Source organism: Brachybacterium epidermidis, assembly GCF_015209585.1.
Lineage (GTDB): Bacteria > Actinomycetota > Actinomycetes > Actinomycetales > Dermabacteraceae > Brachybacterium > Brachybacterium epidermidis.
This window is the reverse complement of the sequence record NZ_JADEYR010000003.1, coordinates 1-18,889: the sequence shown is the minus strand read 5'-3', so window position 1 is coordinate 18,889 and position 18,889 is coordinate 1. Positions and strand designations below refer to the sequence as shown.

General features: G+C 70.3%; 12 protein-coding genes. 4 read left to right on the top strand and 8 right to left on the bottom strand.

Features of this window, described 5'->3' with window-relative positions; all coding sequences use genetic code 11:
- Positions 1–38 precede the first annotated feature (38 nt).
- Together IOE58_RS04310 and IOE58_RS04305 are read left to right on the top strand one after the other, a co-directional pair.
- Complete coding sequence (locus tag IOE58_RS04310) at positions 39–2,321, top strand: HAD-IB family hydrolase (RefSeq protein ID WP_193865198.1); 2,283 nt, start codon at positions 39–41, stop codon at positions 2,319–2,321.
- Between the two features lie 495 nt (positions 2,322–2,816).
- Positions 2,817–3,773, top strand: a complete 957-nt coding sequence (locus tag IOE58_RS04305) for an endonuclease domain-containing protein (protein ID WP_348981865.1) — start codon at positions 2,817–2,819, stop codon at positions 3,771–3,773.
- 125 nt (positions 3,774–3,898) lie between these two features.
- Here IOE58_RS04305 and IOE58_RS04300 read toward each other — a convergent pair whose 3' ends face one another.
- From IOE58_RS04300 to IOE58_RS04280, 5 genes are all read right to left on the bottom strand, one after another.
- Entirely contained in the window at positions 3,899–4,660 is a 762-nt protein-coding gene (locus IOE58_RS04300) for an amino acid ABC transporter ATP-binding protein (RefSeq protein WP_193865359.1), read from the bottom strand.
- A gap of 301 nt (positions 4,661–4,961) precedes the next feature.
- Positions 4,962–5,735: an amino acid ABC transporter permease gene (locus tag IOE58_RS04295; protein WP_431831692.1), complete on the bottom strand. Its 774-nt coding sequence runs from the start codon at positions 5,733–5,735 to the stop codon at positions 4,962–4,964.
- 213 nt (positions 5,736–5,948) lie between these two features.
- A complete protein-coding gene (locus IOE58_RS04290; RefSeq protein WP_193865197.1) occupies positions 5,949–6,872 on the bottom strand; it encodes a transporter substrate-binding domain-containing protein in 924 nt (307 codons plus the stop codon).
- 209 nt (positions 6,873–7,081) lie between these two features.
- Positions 7,082–9,211: an ABC transporter ATP-binding protein gene (locus tag IOE58_RS04285; protein ID WP_228018921.1), complete on the bottom strand. Its 2,130-nt coding sequence runs from the start codon at positions 9,209–9,211 to the stop codon at positions 7,082–7,084.
- Entirely contained in the window at positions 9,211–10,947 is a 1,737-nt protein-coding gene (locus IOE58_RS04280; RefSeq protein ID WP_193865196.1) for an ABC transporter transmembrane domain-containing protein, read from the bottom strand. The genes IOE58_RS04285 and IOE58_RS04280 overlap by 1 nt, the downstream gene beginning before the upstream one ends.
- A 299-nt stretch (positions 10,948–11,246) precedes the next feature.
- Here IOE58_RS04280 and IOE58_RS04275 point away from each other — a divergent pair, with 299 nt between their 5' ends.
- Complete coding sequence (locus IOE58_RS04275; protein ID WP_193865195.1) at positions 11,247–12,062, top strand: DUF6318 family protein; 816 nt, start codon at positions 11,247–11,249, stop codon at positions 12,060–12,062.
- Between the two features lie 380 nt (positions 12,063–12,442).
- Positions 12,443–13,342 (top strand): hypothetical protein, encoded by a 900-nt coding sequence (locus IOE58_RS04270; protein ID WP_259890824.1) that lies wholly within the window; start codon positions 12,443–12,445, stop codon positions 13,340–13,342.
- 912 nt (positions 13,343–14,254) lie between these two features.
- Here IOE58_RS04270 and IOE58_RS04265 read toward each other — a convergent pair.
- From IOE58_RS04265 to IOE58_RS04255, 3 genes are all read right to left on the bottom strand, one after another.
- Complete coding sequence (locus IOE58_RS04265) at positions 14,255–15,109, bottom strand: class I SAM-dependent methyltransferase (protein ID WP_193865356.1); 855 nt, start codon at positions 15,107–15,109, stop codon at positions 14,255–14,257.
- Positions 15,110–15,156: 47 nt separating this feature from the next.
- Positions 15,157–17,028, bottom strand: coding sequence for an ABC transporter ATP-binding protein (locus IOE58_RS04260; protein ID WP_193865194.1), 1,872 nt, complete (start codon positions 17,026–17,028; stop codon positions 15,157–15,159).
- Positions 17,025–18,889: ABC transporter transmembrane domain-containing protein (locus tag IOE58_RS04255; RefSeq protein WP_193865193.1), on the bottom strand; the 1,865-nt coding region annotated here is incomplete at its 5' end. The genes IOE58_RS04260 and IOE58_RS04255, both read right to left, overlap by 4 nt.

Genomic DNA, 18,889 nt, shown 5'->3' with positions numbered 1-18,889 from the left:
CGCGCCCGCACCGCCGAACCCGTCCATCGAGGGATCCCATGAACAACACCACTCCCGCCGCCGACGAGAGCGTCGAGAGCACCTCTCCGCACGCCGGCGATGCTCGCACCGGGGGTCGTCGGATCCTCCTGACCGGCGTCACCGGCTTCCTGGGACAGGCGGTGCTGCAGTGCCTGCTGGAGACCACCGAGGACGTGCACGTCACCGCCGTGGTGCGCCCCAAGGGCAGCGTCAGCGGGCAGGCCCGCCTCGAGCAGCTGCTGCGCAAGCCCGTGTTCTCCACCTGGGCCGAGAAGGTCGGCAAGGACGAGGTCAGGGAGATCTTCGCCGCGCGGGTGTCGGCCCTGGAGGGCGACCTCACCGACCTGCCGGCCCTGACCGAGCCGTACGACGTGGTGATCCACTCCGCCTCCTCGGTCTCCTTCGATCCGCCGATCGACGAGGCCTTCCGCACCAACGTGGGCGGGGCCCGCAACCTGTACGAGGCGCTGCTGGCCTCCGGGCAGGACCCGCACGTCATCCACGTCTCCACCGCGTACGTGGGCGGCATCTCCAAGGGCCTGCGCCAGGAGGGGCGCCTGGTCCACGACGTCGACTGGCGCCGCGAGTACGAGGCCGCCCAGGATGCCCGTGCCCGCGTCGAGGCGGAGTCGCGTCGACCCGAGACGCTGCGCGCCCAGATGCGCACCGCCCGCCTGCGCGACGGCCGCATGGGCCCCAAGGCCGTGGCCGCCGCCGCCGAGACCGCCCGCCGTGCCTGGGTGGACGAGCGCCTGGTCGACTTCGGCCGCACCCGCGCCCAGTCCGTGGGCTGGACCGACATCTACACCTTCACCAAGGCCATGGCCGAGCGCGTGGCGGAGGACCTGTGGGCGGGCGCCGGCCACCGGGTCTCCTTCGTGCGCCCCTCCATCATCGAGTCCGCCCTGCACAGCCCCTACCCCGGCTGGATCGACGGCTACAAGGTGGCCGATCCGCTGATCATGGCGTACGGCCGCGGCATGCTGCAGGAGTTCCCGGGCCTGGCCGATTCCATCCTGGACATCATCCCAGTGGACTTCGTGGTCAACGTGATCGTGGCCCTGGCCACCCAGGACGTCTCCCGCCGCGGCGACGACGCCTATTTCCAGGTGGTCTCCGGCGCCTCGAACCCGCTGCCGTTCCACGAGATGGTCTCCGCCGTGCGCGAGTACTTCGTGACCAAGCCCCTGGAGGACGACAAGGGCCGCCCGATCGTGGTGCCCGAGTGGAGCTTCCCGGCCGTGGAGATGGTCGAGCAGCGCTTCCGCGCCAAGGAGATCGCCGCCAAGGCCGGCCAGAAGGCCGTGGCCTACCTGCCGGCCTCCCGCCGCACCCGCGAGTGGACCTCCAGCCTGCACAAGGCCACCAACGGGCTCACCACGCTGCGCAAGTACATCGAGCTGTACCGCCAGTACACCAAGACCGAGATGGTGTTCGACGACGCGAACACCCGGGCCCTGCGCAAGGAGCTCCCGGCGCAGTTCCTGGAGAAGCACGACTTCGACGTCACCGAGATCAACTGGCGCGACTACTTCCAGCAGTTGCACCTGCCCGCGGTCACCGAGCTCACCAAGGCGTACTCCCGCGCCAAGGCCGCCCAGCGCAAGCGGGCCGAGCGCCCCGCCCCGGAGCTGTCCAGCGACCCGGCGGCCCTGGCCGTGTTCGACCTGGATGGGACGGTGATCGCCACCAACATCGTCCAGCAGTACTTCGCGGTGGTGCGCGCCACCCGCCCGCGCCGCGTGTGGCCGGCGGAGATCGGCGGAGTGCTCACCTCCCTGCCCGGTTACTTGCGCGCCGAGCAGCGTGACCGCTCCGAGCTGATCCGCCTGGTCAACCGCCGGTACGAGGGCTACCGCGAGCAGGACCTGCGGGAGCTGATGAACGGTGAGCTGGGCCGGAAGATCCGCGCCTCCATCCGCCCCGAGGCGCTCGAGGTGATCGAGCGCCACCGCGCCGCCGGGCACCGCGCCGTGCTGGTCACCGGCGCCCTGGACGTGCTGGTCGAGCCCCTGGCCGACCTGTTCGACGACGTGGTGGCCACCCACATGGACGCCGGGGCCGACGGCGTGATGACCGGCTACCTCGCCACTCCCCCGCTGGTGGACGAGGCCCGCGCCAACTGGCTGCGCAAGTACGCCGACCGCCATGGCGCAGACCTGAAGGCCTCCTACGGCTACGGCGACTCCCACGCCGATGCCGCGTGGCTGTCCCTGGTGGGCTCCCCCACCGCGATCTCCCCGGACCTGGGGCTGTTCTCGGTGGCCAAGAAGAACCGCTGGCGCATCACCGACTGGTGAGGAGGGGCCTGCAGGTCATCCGCCTGCCTGCAGGTCATCCGCCCGCCTGCAGGCCAGCCTGCCCGCAGGGTTGCGCTTCCCCTGCCTGCCACCAGCCGTGCCTTCACGCCTGCCCGCAGCGCTGCGCTACCCCTACCTGCCACCAGCCTGCCCGCAGCGCTGCGCTGCCCCTGCCCCGCCCAACCGGTGCCCGATTTCTCCCGTTTCGCAATCGGTGGGACGGAATCGCCGATTCCGGGGCCGTAATGCGCTTCGCGCCTCACTGGAGTCCCACCGTCAGTCAGCAGCCCGGCCAGACCGACCAGCACCCGGCCCACCAGCGGTCCGGCCAGATAGACCAGCACCCAGCCCACCCAGCACCCGGCCGACCCAGCACTCGGCTCATCAGCATCCACCCGGCTCACCCAGCATCCCGCCCGCCCCCAGTAACGCAACCACGACGTTCCTCCCACCCCGGTTCTCCACACGTCGGCGCCACACACACCATCGGCTCTGGTGAACGACCACCCTTGGGCCATGTTCCTTCCCAGCAGACTGGTGGTCCCGATGGGAGCGCGCGCTCCGTTCCGGCCACGTCCAGCACCGCGCGGCACCCATCGCGTGGCGGACGCCGATCTCGGCGTGGCCACCAGCTCCGCCCTGCTAGATGAGGGACTCACCCACGCCCAGATCCGTACCGCCGTGCGGCGCGGGCACCTGCGCAGCATCGCGCCCGGCTGGTACGCGAAGACCGGCGCGAACCCGAAGGTCGTCAAGGCACTGCCCGCAGGCGCCCGCCTCACCTGCGTTGATGCGGCGGCACTGCACGGTCTATGGGTTCCTCCCCGGGAACGGGATGACGACCTGCACATCTACCGTCCCCGCTTGGGCAGTGCGTGCCCGCAGTGGGCAGCAGCGCACGGATCGGGCCTGCGGGCGTGGCCTGAAACGGACGCCATCGCCTCCCTCCGACTGGCCCTGGCGCACGCGATCCGCTGCGTGGACGGGGAGTCGGCGGCGGTGCTCCTCGAGTCCGCGATCGAGAAGGGGCTGCTGTCCATCGCGCAGGTCCAGGCCCTGCTGGATGACGCCCCACGTCGGCATCGTCAGCGCATCGGCGGGATCTCCGCAGCCAGCGGTTCCGGCTCGGAGACGCGGGTGGTGCGCGCGCTGCGCCGACGCGGCCATGATGTGGAGCAGCAGGTGTATGTGGAGGGGGCCGGATTCGTCGACGCGTACGTCAGCGGGCTCTTCCTGGAGATCGATGGGCGCACGCACCACAGTTCACCGGAATCGTTCAACGAGGATCGCCGGCGGGATCTGGCGATGCGTCGGCACGGACTGCAGATCCTGCGGCTGAGCTACTCCCAGGTGTGGCACAGCTGGCGCTCGACCGAGGAGGCGCTTCTGGAGACCGTTGCCCAGGTGGGCAGACAGGGCCGACGGCGGGTGGCGCAGCTGCTGGCCGCCTGAGGGCTGAGCGAGATCGCGGGCTTCGCAAGTGACGAACAACGGGACGATTTCGTCACCGGAGCGCTGAAACTGTCAGCGACGCCTCATATGCATCCCGTCGTTCGCCATAGAGCCGGGTCACGACATCACAGCACCGAGGCGATGAACTCCCGCAGCCGATCGGAGCGGGGCGCGTCGATCACCTGCTGGGGCGGTCCCTGCTCCACGATTCGCCCGTCGTCCATGAACACCACCTGGTCGGCCACCTCGCGGGCGAAGCCCATCTCGTGGGTGACCACCACCATCGTCATGCCCTCCCGCGCCAGGTCCTTCAGCACGGCGAGCACCTCGGAGACCAGCTCAGGGTCCAGGGCACTGGTGGGCTCGTCGAACAGCATCAGCTCGGGCTTCATCGCCATGGCACGGGCGATGGCCACGCGCTGCTGCTGCCCGCCGGAGAGCTCGGCCGGGTAGTGATCGGCACGATCGGCCAGTCCCACGCGGTCCAGCAGCTCGCGCGCATCGCTCTCCGCCTGTGCCCGCGGCGTACCCAGCACCTGCATCGGCGCCTCGATCACGTTGCCGAGAGCTGTGAGGTGGGGGAACAGGTGGAAGCGCTGGAACACCATGCCTATGCGGGAGCGCTGGGCGGCGATCTGCTTGTTGGACAGTCGCTGCCAGCGGCCGTCGGCCAGCGGCTCGGACTGGTAGCCCTGCAGCTCGCCGTCGATCCGCACCTCACCGGCGGTCGGGCTCTCCAGCTGGTTGATGCAGCGCAACAGGGTGGACTTGCCCGAGCCCGAGGGGCCGACCAGCACACACACCTCCCCCGGCGCCACCTCCAGGGAGCAGCCCTTCAGGACGTGCAGGTCACCGAAGCTCTTGTGCAGGTCGGTGACCGCGACCAGCGGGGTGGGGGCGGGCGAGACATCGGCGCGGGCCCCGGTAGAGCGGGCGAGACATCGGCGCGGTTCCCGGTGGGGGCGGGTGAGGCGTCGGCGCGGGCCCCAGTAGGAACGGGCGCGGCGTCGGCGTGGGCCCCGGTAGGAACGGGCGCGGCATCGGCGCGGGCCCCGGTAGGAACGGGCGCGGCATCGGCGCGGGCCCCAGTAGGAACGGGCGCGGCATCGGCGCGGGCCCCAGTAGGAACGGGCGCGGCGTCGGCGCGGTTCGCCGTAGGAGCAGGGGCGTTGCGGGGATCCTGGGTCATCACAGCTCCACCTCCGGGAGCGGGTCGTTCGGGGTGGTGCCGGCGCGGTTCACGGCGGCCTGACGGGCGCCGCGGCCGCCGTGGCGCGCAGGGGTGCGGTCGTCGAAGCCGCGACCGAAGTACTTCTCCAGGTAGTGCTGGCCCACCATCAGCACGCTGGTGATCGCGAGGTACCACAGTGCGGCCACGATCAGCAGCGGGATCGGGGTGAACAGCTTGTTGGCGATGGCGTTGGTGGCGAAGGTGAGATCCAGGGTGAACGGGACCGCCAGCACCAGCGAGGTGGTCTTCAGCATGCCGATGGTCTCGTTGCCCAGGGGCGGCACGATCACCCGCATCGCCTGGGGCACGATGATCCTGCGCAGGATCTTCGCCTCGCTCATGCCCAGGGCGCGTGCGGCCTCGGCCTGGCCGCGGTCCACCGAGTTCAGTCCGGAGCGGATGATCTCGGCCAGGTAGGCGCCCTCGTTCAGCCCCAGGCCGATCACGGCGGCCCAGAAGGCGGTGACCAGGTCGCGGGTGGAGAAGGAGAACAGCTCCGGCCCGAAGGGCACGCCCACGGCGATCTTGGGGACGATGACGGTGAACAGGCCCCAGAACACCAGCTGGGTGTACACCGGGATGCCGCGGAACACGAAGATGTACCCCCAGCTCACCGCGCGCAGCACGGGGTTGTCGCTGCGGCGCATGATGGCGGCGGTCAGCGCCACGACGGTGCCCAGCACCATCGACAGCAGCGTCAGCAGGAGCGTCCAGCCGACGCCCTGGACCACCTTGACGTCCAGGATGGTCCAGGATGTAGGTCGCCACCGTGTCCCACTCGAACACCGGATTGGTGATCAGGAAGTTCACCAGGGCGAGGGTCAGCAGACCCACCACCACCGCGGCGATCCAGGTCCCCGGGCGCGGGGCGGGGCGGGCACGGATGGGGGTGACTTCGTTGCCGGCGGCGTCGCGCAGGCCAGGGGCGTCGGAGACGGTGCTGCTCACGGTTGGGGGTCCACTTCTGCTCGTTCGAGCATGCCGTTCTCGTTGCCCCAGGCCGCGAAGATCTCGCGGAGGTGGCCGGAGTCGATGAGGTACTGGACGGCCCCCCGCAGGGCCTCGGCGAACTCGGGCTGGTCCTTGGGCACGACGATGCCGTTGAGCGCAGATTCCTCGATGTCGCCGATCTGCTCGAGAGTGCCGCGCGAGCGCGCCACTGCGTAGGCGGTCACCGGGGAGTCGGCCATGAGGATGTCCCCCTTGCCGCCGGCGACATTGGTTGCCGCGTCCGAGTTGGAGACGTAGGCCAGCATGTCGTACCCGGGCCTGCCGGCATCACGGCACTGGTCGGAGCGTTCCAGGGACAGCTCCTCCTGGTAGGTGCCCACCTGGAGGGCGACGCGCTTGCCGCACAGGTCGGCCGGGTCGATGTCGTAGGGGTTCCCGGTGCGCACGGCATAGGCGATGCCGGCCTGGAAGTAGGAGACCATGCTGACGTTCTCGAGCCGTTCGGCGTTGATGGTGAAGCTGGAGATCCCCACGTCGTACTTGGAGCCGATCGAGGGGATGATCTGCGCGAACACCGCTGATTCGGTGCGGGTGGACAGGCCCAGCACCTGTCCGATGGCGGCGAGCACGTCCATGTCGTACCCGACGGCCTCCCCATCGGAGCCGACGAACTCGCCGGGGGCGTAGTTCAGGGCGGCACCGTTGATGAGCTCTCCGCGCTCGCGGATCGGGGCGGGAACCATCGCAGCCAGGTCGTCCTGGCGCTCGATCCCGCTGAGGTCCACCTCGGGCACGGTGTTCGACTCGGCATCGAGGCGCTCACTCGCCCGGGTGCAGCCAACGGTCACCGACGCCGCGGTGCCGACGAGGACTGCGGCCGGCAGGGCTCGCAGCAGGGTCCGTCTGGGGGTGCTCACGCAGCAAGCTTATGCATGCATGCGCATACTTCTATGAACTCTCCGTGGAATGAGAGAGGCTTAACATGCCACTTCGACGCGAGCGCGGAGCGCCGCGGGCAGGCCAGGGACGCGCGGGGCGCGATGCGGGCGCGCCAGGGACGCGCGGGGCGCGATGCGGGCGCGCTGAACCCGCAACCAGGGACGCGAGCGGCGATCCGCCCGTCGGCTCAGAACCCCATCGACATGCCACCTGTGGTGGTGGCAGGCTCCTCATCGGCGGTAGCGTCCTCGGCGTCCAGGTCCGTGGCGGCGCCCTCGAACTGCGAGCGGTACAGGCGCGCGTAGGCGCCGCCCTGCTCGAGCAGCTGGTCATGGTTGCCCTGCTCGACGATGTCGCCGTCCTCCATCACCAGGATCAGATCCGCATCGCGGATGGTGGAGAGGCGGTGGGCGATCACGAAGGAGGTGCGGCCCTCGCGCAGGCGGTTCATCGCGTTCTGCACCAGCACCTCGGTGCGGGTGTCCACGCTGGAGGTGGCCTCGTCCAGGATCAGCAGGCTGGGGCGGGCCAGGAAGGCGCGAGCGATGGTCAACAGCTGCTTCTCACCGGCCGAGAGCGAGGTGCCGTCGTCGTCCACCACGGTCTCGTAGCCCTCAGGCAGCTGGCGCACGAAGTCGTCGACGTGGGTGGCGCGGGCCGCCTCGATCACTTCTTCGTCGGTGGCGTCCAGGCGGCCGTAGCGGATGTTCTCCATCAGGGTGCCCTTGAACAGCCAGGTGTCCTGCAGCACCATGCCGGTGCGGGAGCGGAGCTGGTCGCGGGTGAGGTCGCGGATGTCGATGCCGTCGATCGTGATGCGGCCGCCGTCGACCTCGTAGAACCGCATCACCAGGTTCACCAGGGTGGTCTTGCCGGCGCCCGTGGGGCCCACGATCGCCACCGTGTGACCGGGGTCGGCCACCAGGGACAGGTCGCGGATCAGCTCGCGGTCGGGGCTGTAGGAGAAGCGCACGTGCTCGAACTCCACGCGGCCCTCGCGGATGCCCGCCGCAGCGCCCTCCTTCTCGGTCTCAGGCTCCTGCTCCGTGGCGTCCATCAGCTCGAAGACGCGCTCGGCGCTGGCCACACCGGACTGCAGCATGGTGGCCATCGACGCCACCTGCGACAGCGGCTGGGTGAACTGGCGGGAGTACTGGATGAACGCCTGCACGTCGCCCAGGGTGATCTGACCCTGCACGATTCGCAGGCCGCCCACGATCGCCACCGCCACGTAGCTGAGGTTCCCCACGAACATCATCAGCGGCATGATCAGGGAGGAGATGAACTGGGCGCCGAAGGTGGCCTTGAACAAGGCCTCGTTGCGCTCCTCGAACCGCTCGCCCACCTGATCGCGGCGACCGAACACGGTGACCAGGTCGTGGCCGGTGAAGGCCTCCTCGACCTCGGCGCCCACCACGCCCGTGGCGTCCCACTGCTGGGCGAACAGCTGCTGGGCCTTCTTGCCCACCACCCCGGTGATCAGCAGCGCCACCGGGATCACGGCCAGCGCGATCAGCGACAGCTGCCAGGAGATGGTGAACATCATGACCAGCACGCCGATCACGGTGAGGATCGAGTTGACCAGGCCCGTGACGGTGTTCATCAGGGTGTTCTGGATGTTGTCGATGTCGTTGGTGACGCGGGAGAGGATCTCCCCGCGCTTCATCCGGTCGAAGTAGGCCAGCGGCAGGCGGTGCAGCTTCTCCTCGACCTCGCGGCGCAGGCGGTAGACCATCCGCACCAGGATCCGGTTCAGGGCCAGGCCCTGCAGCCACATCAGCAGCGCCGAGAGCACGAACAGGCCCACCGCCAGGCCCAGCACCTGGTACAGGGAGGTGAAGTCGATGCCCTGCCCGGGGGTGAGCTCCATGCCGGTGAGCATCTCGGCGAACTGGTCCTCACCCGAAGCGCGCAGACCGTCGATGATCTCCTGCTTCGAGGCTCCCGGCGGCATCTCCCGGGAGATCAGCCCGGTGAAGATGATGTCGGTGGCGCGACCCAGGATCTTCGGCCCCACCACGGACAGCCCCACCGAGACGAAGCCGATCAGGATCGCGGCGTACAGGTACTTGCGCTCCGGGCCGATCTCGCGGACCAGTCGCTTGGCGGAGGGCCAGAAGTTCTTGGCGCTCTGGCCGGGGCGCAGCCCCCGTTCGGCGGCCTTCTCGCTGGCGATCTCCTCGGCCTCGGCGGCCTCGTCGCCGGCGACGACAGGCGCGGTGGTGGGCACGTCGGGGGAGCCCCCGGGCGTCGCGTCATGGTCCTTCCGACGGTTCCTGCGGCGGTCCTTCGCGGGGGTCTTGTCTGACGCGGTCATCAGGCCACCTCCTCCTCGACGCCCTGGGAGCGCACGATCTCGCGGTACGTCTCCGAGCTCTCCAGCAGCTCTGCGTGGGTGCCGCGGTCCACGATCCTGCCGTGGTCCAGCACCAGGATCAGATCAGCGGAGGTGATGGTGGTGACGCGCTGGGCGACCACCAGCACCAGGGCGTCGCGCGTCTCGGGCTCCAGGGCTCGGCGCAGCTTCGCATCGGTGGTGAGGTCCAGGGCGCTGAAGGAGTCGTCGAACAGGAACAGGGAGGGCCGGGCCACCAGGGCGCGGGCGATGCACAGGCGCTGCCGCTGTCCGCCGGAGACGTTGGTGCCACCCTGGGCGATCGGGGAGTCCAGCTGCTGCGGCATGGCGGCCACGAAGTCGCGCCCCTGGGCGATGGTGAGGGCGTGCCACAGCTCCTCGTCGGTCGCGTTCGGGTTGCCTAAGCGCAGGTTGGAGGCGACGGTGCCGGAGAACAGGTACGGCCGCTGCGGCACCAGGCCAACGCGGTCCCACAGCACCTGGGCGTGCAGCTCGTGCACGTCGTGGCCGTTGAGCCTGACGCTGCCCTCGGTGACGTCCACCAGGCGCGGCACCAGGTTCAGCAGGCTGGTCTTGCCGGCACCGGTGCCGCCGATGATGGCGACGGTCTGACCGGCCCGGGCGGTGAAGGAGATGTCCTGCAGCACGGGCTTCTCCGCGCCGGGGTAGGTGAAGGAGACGTCCTCGAAGGTGAGCTCGACCGGGCCCTGGATGTCGCGCAGCCCGTCGGTGCGCTGCACCACGCTGGTATCGGTCTCGAGCACCGTGGTGATGCGCTCGGAGGAGACCATCGCGCGCGGGATCATCATCGTCATGAAGGTCGCCATCATCACCGCGATCAGGATCTGGATCAGGTAGGCGATGAACGCGGTGATCGAGCCGATCTCCATCTGCCCGGCATCGATGCGGGGCGCGGCCACGGCCAGCACCAGCACGCTGGAGATGTTGATGATGAACATGATGATCGGGTTGATCAGGATCATCAGCAGGCCGATGCGCCGGTTCAGGTCGGTGAGCTCGAAGTTCACCTCGGCGTAGCGCTCACGCTCGCGCTCCTCCCGCACGAAGGCCCGCAGCACGCGGATGCCGGTGATCTGCTCGCGCAGCACGCCGTTGATGCGGTCGATCTTCTCCTGCATCTGGCGGAACATCGGCGCGGCCTTGAGGATCAGGAAGCCGACGCTGACCAGCATCACCGGGACCATCACGGCGATCAGCCAGGCCATCCCCGGCTCCACACTGAGCGCCAGGATCACCCCGCCGACGCCGGTGACCGGGGCCTGGACCAGGAAGTTCAGGCCGAAGAAGATCAGCAGCTGCACCTGCTGCACGTCATTGGTGTTGCGGGTGATCAGCGAGGGGGTGCCGAACTCGCTCATCTCCCGCGGGGAGAAGCTCTGCACCTGGGCGAACACGCGCGAGCGCAGATCGCGGCCCACACCCATCGCGGAGCGGGCGCTGAAGTAGTTCGCGGCCACCAGCGCCAAGATGTTCCCGAAGGACACGGCGGTCATGATCCAGCCCAGGCGCCAGATGGTGGGGATGTCGGCCTTGGCCACGCCCTCGTCGATGATGTCGGCGTTGATGGTGGGCAGGTACAGCGCGGCCATGACGCCGATGATCTGGAACAGCACCACCAGCAGCACCCACGGCAGGTACGGCTTGAGCGCCCTCAGGATGAGGCGAAGCAGTATCACGGGGCTCCTTCCAGGGGCGCACGGGCGCGGACGGGGCGTGTTCGTGCGCAGCGTGAAGCATAGTCGAGACGGCCGACAGACCACCCGTGGACATCCGGGCAGTGGCTTCCCCACCCCAGCAGGTCGCGTGCGCACCGGCGTGGAGGCTCCCCCGCCCTCTCCACCCCCGCCCTTCTGCACACCGCCCCTGCAGTCACCGCACTGCCAGCCACCGCCCTTCTGCACACCGCCCCTCCGGTCACCGCACTGCCAGCCACCGCCCTTCTGGGCACCCAGCAGGTGTCCGCTACCGTGGCCGGGTGGATAGACCTGTCCAGCGCCTCGTCATCATCGTGCTCGCCCTGCTGCTGGTGCTCCCCCTCGGCTACATGGGGATCACTGGGCTGATGGGCGGGCCCGATGGCCAGGACTCCTCGTCATCGCAGGGGCAGCAGGATCCTGCCGACGATCGGCCGGACGTGGACCCGGCCGATCAGCCGCCGCGCCCCGAGATAGCCAAGCCCGAGCCCCCCGCTGCGATGACCGAGCAGACCACGGCCGGCGCCGAGGCCACCCTGACCTACCTGCTGGACTCCTACACGTACATGATGACCACGGGCGACACCTCCGTATGGGAGCAGTCGACGGATCCGAACTGCTCGGTGTGCATGACCTTCCTCGCCAACGCACGGGTGCTGAACGAGCAGGGCGGCTACCTGGTGGACGGCGAGTTCACGGTGGAGTCCACGAGCTTCCAGGCAGCGGGCGGGGACGCTCCGGCCGATGGCGACGCAGCCGCGGACAGCGACGCACCCGCAGACGGTGGCTCCGCCGCCCCCGGGGATGGTGGCTCCGCCGCCCCCGGGGATGCTCCCGCGAGCGGACTGGCCACGGTGACCTTCACACAGGCCGAGAGCATCCTGGTGGACGACCCCACCAAGGAGTCGATTCCCCTGGAGGCCGTGACCGGCCAGATCCAGGCCCAGATGGTGTGGAACGGCGAGCGCTGGCTGGTGGGCGACATGAGCTATCTGCCGACCGGCGCGGGCACCGGCGCATCGGACGGCGGCGGCACCGGCGCGGGCACCCAGGACGGCGGCGGCACCGAACCCGCTGACGGAGGCACCGGAGGCTGAGCGGCAAGGCTCGTCTCTTCACGTCGCCGACGGTGTACACGTACGTCGACCTACGTCCAGTTGGCGGAATGGCTAGGCCCGAACGCCAACTGTCCGTACGTACCGATGAGTACTGATCGGGAGACGTACCGAGTCCACTTCCCCCCGTGCGCCGGCCGGACGCATCAAACCCTCTCCCACCGCACCGGCCAGACGCCCCAGCCCAGTCCCCACGCGCCGGCCGGGCGCCCCGAGGTTCCTCCTTACATGCCCTCGGTCCACACCCTGCCGACGCGTCGTCGTCCCCGCTCCATCCTGGGTACGTGCCCCGTTCACCGAGACCACTGCCCGATGCCCTCCCCTGGCGGGTCTTCTCGCGGTCGGAGGCTCTCGCGAACGGGGTGTCACAAGATCGACTGCGGCGGGCCGATCTCTACCAGATGCGCCGGGGCCTCTACGCCCACCGGGGCCGCGCCGTCACCGAGCTCGACGTCGTCACCGCAGTGTGTCGGAACACTCCCGAAGCTGTGGTCGTCGGACTCTCGGCCGCGAGGCTGCTGGGGATGCCGCTCCCGCTGCAGGATGCGACCTGGCATTCCGGCCGCCAGACCCATCTCGCGATCCCGGGTGTGAATCGGAGCTCGGATCGCGTAGTCCGCTGGCACATGTTCACTTTCCGGCCGGAAGAGGTGGGGCGGGTCATCGGCAAGCACCGCGCCTCGTCCGGTGAGCCTGCCATCCCCGACTCGGCCTTCCGCATGTCGACCCGGGCTCGCACCTGGCGCGACCTCGCTCCCCACCTCACACACCTGCAACTGGTCTCGATCGGGGATCACCTGGTGCGGTGCCCTCGACCCACCATTGAACAGGGGCGTCAGAACCCGTGGTGCACCCTCGACGAACTGGGTTCCGTGTGCACGGGGCGCTACGCCACCAAGCTGCGCACTGCGCTGGCCGACGTGCGCGTGGGCTCGGACTCCCCGCGGGAGACGATGCTGCGACTGGCGTTCCGTGACGCCGGCCTGCCGGAGCCGCTCATCAATGAGCCGCTGTACGGACCGCGCGGCGAGGAACTGCACCGCCCCGACTTCCAGTGGCCGGACTATCGGCTGTGCGCTGAGTACGAGGGCAAGGGCCACAACGATGGTGAGCAGGTCCGACGCGACATCCGGCGGGCCCGACGAGCCAGATCTGCGGGGTTCCACGAGATCCGTCTGTCCAACGATGACGTCCAGACCTCCGGCGCGAACGCCGTCCAGATCGTACGGTCCGAGCTCCTGGCGCACGGGTGGAAGCCCTGAGCCGAGCCTGAAGGCGACCGGGCAGCGTACGCCGACGCGCGGGCCGCGGCTGCCACGCGGGCCGACGCCGCGACGTCGAGGCAGTTGGCGGAATCGGCCCTGGATAGCGCCAACTACACGCCCCTCGAGCCTCACCGGGGGGCCAAACCGGCCGCAGCGCGGGGCAGGTCCTACCGAACCGGCCGCGATGCGGGGTGGAACTGGTGCCGGCGAACCATACCCAGCGCCCGTCGATGGACAGGGGTGGGGGATCCTGCAGCGGGGCGAGCAGCGCGTTGTGGCGCCGCGCCTCCTTCGGCGAGGGGCCGACGAAGTGCACGCCCCTGCCGGTCCAGGCACTGCGGCGCACCGTGGACTGCGGGAAGCCGGAGTGGCCGGTCTCGCGCCCGTACTTCCGAGCGCCGGTCACGGGCACCACGCTGCCGGGCACGATCTGCTCGTAGCGGACCACGTACGGGCGCAGCCCTGGGGCGACGGAGCCGATCACCAGGCCGCGCTCGCACACCACCAGCCGTTCACCACTGATGTACAGCAGGATCAGGCCGAAGATGAGCGCGAAGGTGGCGATGGGCCCGATGATGAACAGCGCGTTCTCACCGGGGTTGATCAGGGTGAGACCGGCGAACACCGCCCACACCAGCACGAATATCCCGGCCACCAGCGGACCGGGCCGGTCGGAGTGGACGGCGAGGACCTCACCCACCTCGTCCCGGTGACGGTGGGCCTTGGATCTCGCGCTCAACGGCCAGCCCCGGATCTCGCGCTCAACGACGGGCCTCGGATCTCGCGCTCAACGGCCAGCCCCGGATCGCGCGCTCAACGGCCAGCCCCGGATCTCGCGCTCATCCGCATCATCTCCCTGGCATGGACGCACGTGGTCAGCTGTTCGATCGCCAGAGTAGCGGGACTGGTTCAGGGCACGGCCGCGCGGTACAGGAACAGGTCGGTCCGGTACGGGACGCCGATGATGCTTCCGCGTGCGTGACCGAGGTGCTCGTGCAGGTACCAGTCCAGGTTCGCGAGCACCCGGTTGCGGCGCTCCGCGGCGGCGGTGATGACATAGCTGCGGGTGCGGGCCAGGTCGATCACGTCATGGCTGGGCATGGGGTCCTCCCAGCGGTGCACCCGGCGCTCGATGAGCGCCAGCTCAGGACCGACAGCGGGCTCAAAGTCCTCCCGCTGCACGTCACCGGCGTGCATGATCCGGGACAGCCGGTGCACCCAGGGGATCGCGACGTCCAGCGTGTTCCACACCAGCGCGAGCACCCCGCCGGGGGCGAGCAGTCGCGTCACCTCGATGGTGGCGGCCGGGGCGTCGAACCAGTGCCAGGCCTGCGCGGCGGTGACGAGGTGGGCCATCCCCTCAGGCAGGCCCGTGGACTCGGCAGGTGCGAGGTGGGTGGTGAGCGAGGGGGCCGACGGTCCTCGCCTGCGCGCGGTCTCGAGCATGGCGGCGCTGGTGTCCACGGCGGTGACGTCAAGCCCCCGCTCGGCCAGGGCCCATGCGAGCTTCCCGGTGCCAGCACCGAGGTCGACGGCACGGGCGCCGCCGTCAGCGCCGGCAGCGGAACCGTCGTCGTCGGTATCGGGCAGGTGGGTGAGGATCGCCTCGACGACGGCGCCGGGATAGCCGGGCCGCAGGCGGTCGTAGTCCTCGCCCTGGTCCTGGAACGCGGCGGCGAGGGCCTCCTTCCGCTCGGCGCTGCGAAATCGCGGCTGATGACGAGAGGAGACGGGCGGGACGGTCGGGGCAGGTCCGGCCGGCACACGCGGCGCGCCCCACCCGGACCCGGCCTGGGGCGATCCCGGGGAGCTCACCGCGCCTCCCTGTGCGCCACCCAGGAATGGTGCAGGCCCGCGTAGATGCCTCCCTCGATGTCCACCAGCTCGGCGTGGGTGCCGCACTCGACCAGGTCGCCGTGGTCCAGCACCAGGATCTGATCGGCCCGCTCGGCGGTGGAGAGACGGTGGGCGATGGTGAGGGTGGTGCGGCCGCGGGCCAGGCCGTCGATGGCCTGCTGCAGGCGCACGTCGGCCGCGGGGTCCACAGCACTGGTGGCCTCGTCCAGCACGATCACATCGGGATCGGCAAGGTAGGCGCGGGCCAGCGCCACCAGCTGCCGCTCCCCCGCGCTGAGGGACTCGCCGCGCTGGCCGACGGGGGTGTCCAGGCCCTCGGGGAGGTCCTCGCACCACGCGCTCAGCCCCAGCTCGTCCAGGGCCCGCAGCATGTCCGCCCGGGTGGCGTCGGGCCTGCCGTAGGCGAGGTTGCCGGCCACGGTGGTGTCGAACAGGAAGCCTTCCTGCGGGACCATCACCACGCGGTCCCGCAGGGACGCGTAGGGGATCAGGTCCAGCCGCACCCCGCCGATGCGGATCTCGCCGCCCACCGGGTCCATCATGCGGGTGAGCAGCTTGGCCAGGGTCGTCTTGCCGCTGCCGGTCTCGCCGACGATGGCGATGTGGCTGCCGGCGGGGACGTCCACGTCGATGCCGTGCAGCACCTCGGGCCCGTCGGGGTAGGCGTAGCGCACCTGGTCCACCTCGATGTCCAGGCCGCCCTGGGGCAGGGCGCGCACACCAGGCACGGGGTCGGTGCGGCGGCCGGTGTGGGGGTCCATGGCGCCGGCCGGGTCGGCCACGTCGGCCGGGGTGTCCAGCACACCCAGCACGCGCCTCCAACCGGCCACGGCGTTCTGGGCCTCCGAGAGCATCTCGATGCCCATCCGCACGGGCATGCTGAACAGGGACACCAGGAACACGAAGGCGACCACGCTGCCGGCGGTGAGATCCGCGCCGGGCAGGTCGATGCCCAGGGAGCCGGTGCCGATCAGCACACCCATCACCACCACCACGGCGGTGGCCAGGCCGTCCCCGGTCTCGGACAGGAAGAAGCTGGCCGACTGCGGGCGCAGCACGGCGAACTGGGCGTCGCGCACGTCCCGCACCCGGTCCACCTGACCGGCGCGGGTGCGCTCCTCGATCCCGTAGGCGCGCACGGTGGCCGAGCCCACCAGGGACTCCGAGACGGAGCCCAGCATGCGGCCGACGGCGGCCCGCACCTGCTGGTAGCGGGCCCGGATGCGCTTCTGCAGTGCGCCCAGCAGGAAGAACACCGGCAGGTAGCACAGCCACACCACCAGCGCGAGAGGCCAGGAGTACAGCAGCATCACGCCGGTGGCCAGCACCAGCTGCATGCTCATCACCACCAGCATGATCCCGCCGAAGCTCATGAACTGGCTGACGGTGTCGACGTCGCTGGTGACGCGGGAGACCAGGGCGCCGCGCTGCTCGGTGCCCTGGGTGAGCAGGGACAGGTCGTGGATGTGGCGGAAGGCGCGGGTGCGCAGGGTGGCCAGGGCCGTCTCGGCCATCCGGAACAGCCGACGGTTCATCAGGATGTTGCAGCTGGCGGTCACCAGCAGCACGCAGGCAGCCAGCCCGGCGGCGGTGGCCACGAAGGCGAGGTCGGGCTGGGCGGGCTCGATGATGCCGCGGTCCAGGATGCTCTGCACTGCGATGGGGACGACGACTTTGCCGGCGGTGGCGATCACGGCCAGCAGCAGGGTGATCCACACGCCGGCAAGCGCCTCGGGGGTGAGGGCCAGGCCGCGGCGGATGGTGGCCAGCGCCGATTCGTCGTTGGTGGCCTCGCTGCCCAGGCGGGAGGAGGTGGGGGCGCTCATCCGGGGGCCTCCATCAGGTCGTGGGCGATGGCGGCCTCGTCGTAGGCGTCCACCAGGGCCCGGTACCCGTCGCTGTGCTCGCGAAGCTCGGCGTGGGTGCCCTGGGCGGCGACTGCGCCGTGGTCCAAGAACACCACCTGGTCGGCCAGGGAGATGGTGGACTTGCGGTAGGCGATCAGCAGCAGCGTGGAGGAGGTCATCTCGCGCCTGATCCCGTCGAGGATGGCCAGCTCCACGCTGGGGTCGCAGGCGCTGGTGGCGTCGTCGAGGATCAGCAGTCGCGGCCGGCGGGCCAGGGCCCTGGCCAGGGCGATCCGCTGTCGCTGCCCGCCCGAGAGGGAGCCGCCGCGCTCCCCCAGCTCGGCGTCCAGGCCGCCGGGCAGGGCGTCGACGAAGCCGTCGGCCTGGGCCACGCGCAGTGCCCAGCGGATGGTCTGCTCGTCGATGTCCTCACCGAGGGTGATGTTCTCGCGCACGGTCGCGTCGAACACGAAGGCCTGCTGCAGCACCAGGGCGACGTCGCTGGTGAGGGCGTCGGCGGTGAGGGAGCGCAGGTCGGCGCCGTCCAGGGCGATGCGTCCGGCCGTGGGGTCCAGCAGGCGGGCCGCGAGCAGCGCCAGGGTGGACTTGCCGGAGCCGGTGGCGCCCACCACCGCGAGCACCCGGGTGCCGGTGGCGGGATCGGCGGTAAGGGACACGCCCCTGACGGCCTCGCTGATGCGCACGTGCTGGTCGGCGGCGCTGGCGGTGCGGCCCAGGATCAGGGTCTCGGGATCGTCGCGGTAGGTGAAGGAGACGTCCTCGAAGCTGAGGCGGCCGGGCCCGGCGGGCAGCTGGTCGGGGCCGTAGGTGCGCTCCTGGGTGACGTCGAGGATCTGCTGGACGCGCCCGCCGCCGACGACGGTGCGGGACAGGTCCCCCAGCACCCAGCCGAAGGAGCGGATCGGCAGGGACATCAGGGTGAACAGGTAGGCGACCTCCACCAGTTGGCCGGTGCTCAGGTGGCCCTCACCGATCCGCCAGGCGCCCAGCACGGCGACCGCGAGGATGCCCAGGTTGGGCAGGGCGTCGATCAGCGGATCGAACCAGCCGCGCACGTAGCCGAAGCGGATGCCGTTGCGGCGCAGCTCCTCGGCGGCGCGGGTGAAGCGCTGCTCCTCGATGTCCTCACGGCCCAGAGACTTCACCACGTTGGCGCCGTCGAAGGACTCGTGGGCGATCTCGGCGACCTCGGCGCGCAGCCGCTGGGACTGCACGGCGATGGGGGCGGCGTAGCGCTGCAGCAGCACGTTGAGGATGATCAGCGCCACGATCAGCGCCAGCATCACCAGCAGGATCACCGGGTCGATGCGCCACACCACCGCGATCGCGTACACCAGCATCACCACGGTGGACAGCGCGAACGGGAACGCGGCCATCGCGAAGAAGGTGGCCTCCACGTCGGAGTGCACGGAGCTCAGCAGGGTGCCGGTGGACTGGCGGCGGTGCCACAGCAGCGGGACCTTCGCGTACACGGCGGCGATGCGCTCGCGGTACAGGCGGTACAGGTCGTACTGGGTGGCGGCGGCGAACACGCGGCGCACCACCACCGAGACGGCACGGGCAACGCCGATGCCCAGGATCGCGAGGCCGCCGCCTGCCAGCAGGGCCGGGCTGGCTCGACCGGCCTCGAAGGAGGGCACCACCACATTTTCCGTGACGCGGCCGATGATCGCGGAGGTCGCGATCTGCAGCAGGGCGAAGCCGATCGCGCCGGCCACGGCGAGGGTGAACCAGCCCTTCTGCTCCCAGGATCCCTTGATCAGGCGCTTCAGTCCGGGGATCAGGACGGCGGGGTGCTGCCGGTCCAGGGGTGCGGGGC

Coding starts and splice junctions, on each gene's coding strand:
- IOE58_RS04310 (WP_193865198.1), top strand. CDS start 39: ATGAACAACACCACTCCCGCCGCCGACGAGAGCGTCGAGAGCACCTCT.
- IOE58_RS04260 (WP_193865194.1), bottom strand. CDS start 17,028: ATGAGCGCCCCCACCTCCTCCCGCCTGGGCAGCGAGGCCACCAACGAC.
- IOE58_RS04285 (WP_228018921.1), bottom strand. CDS start 9,211: ATGACCGCGTCAGACAAGACCCCCGCGAAGGACCGCCGCAGGAACCGT.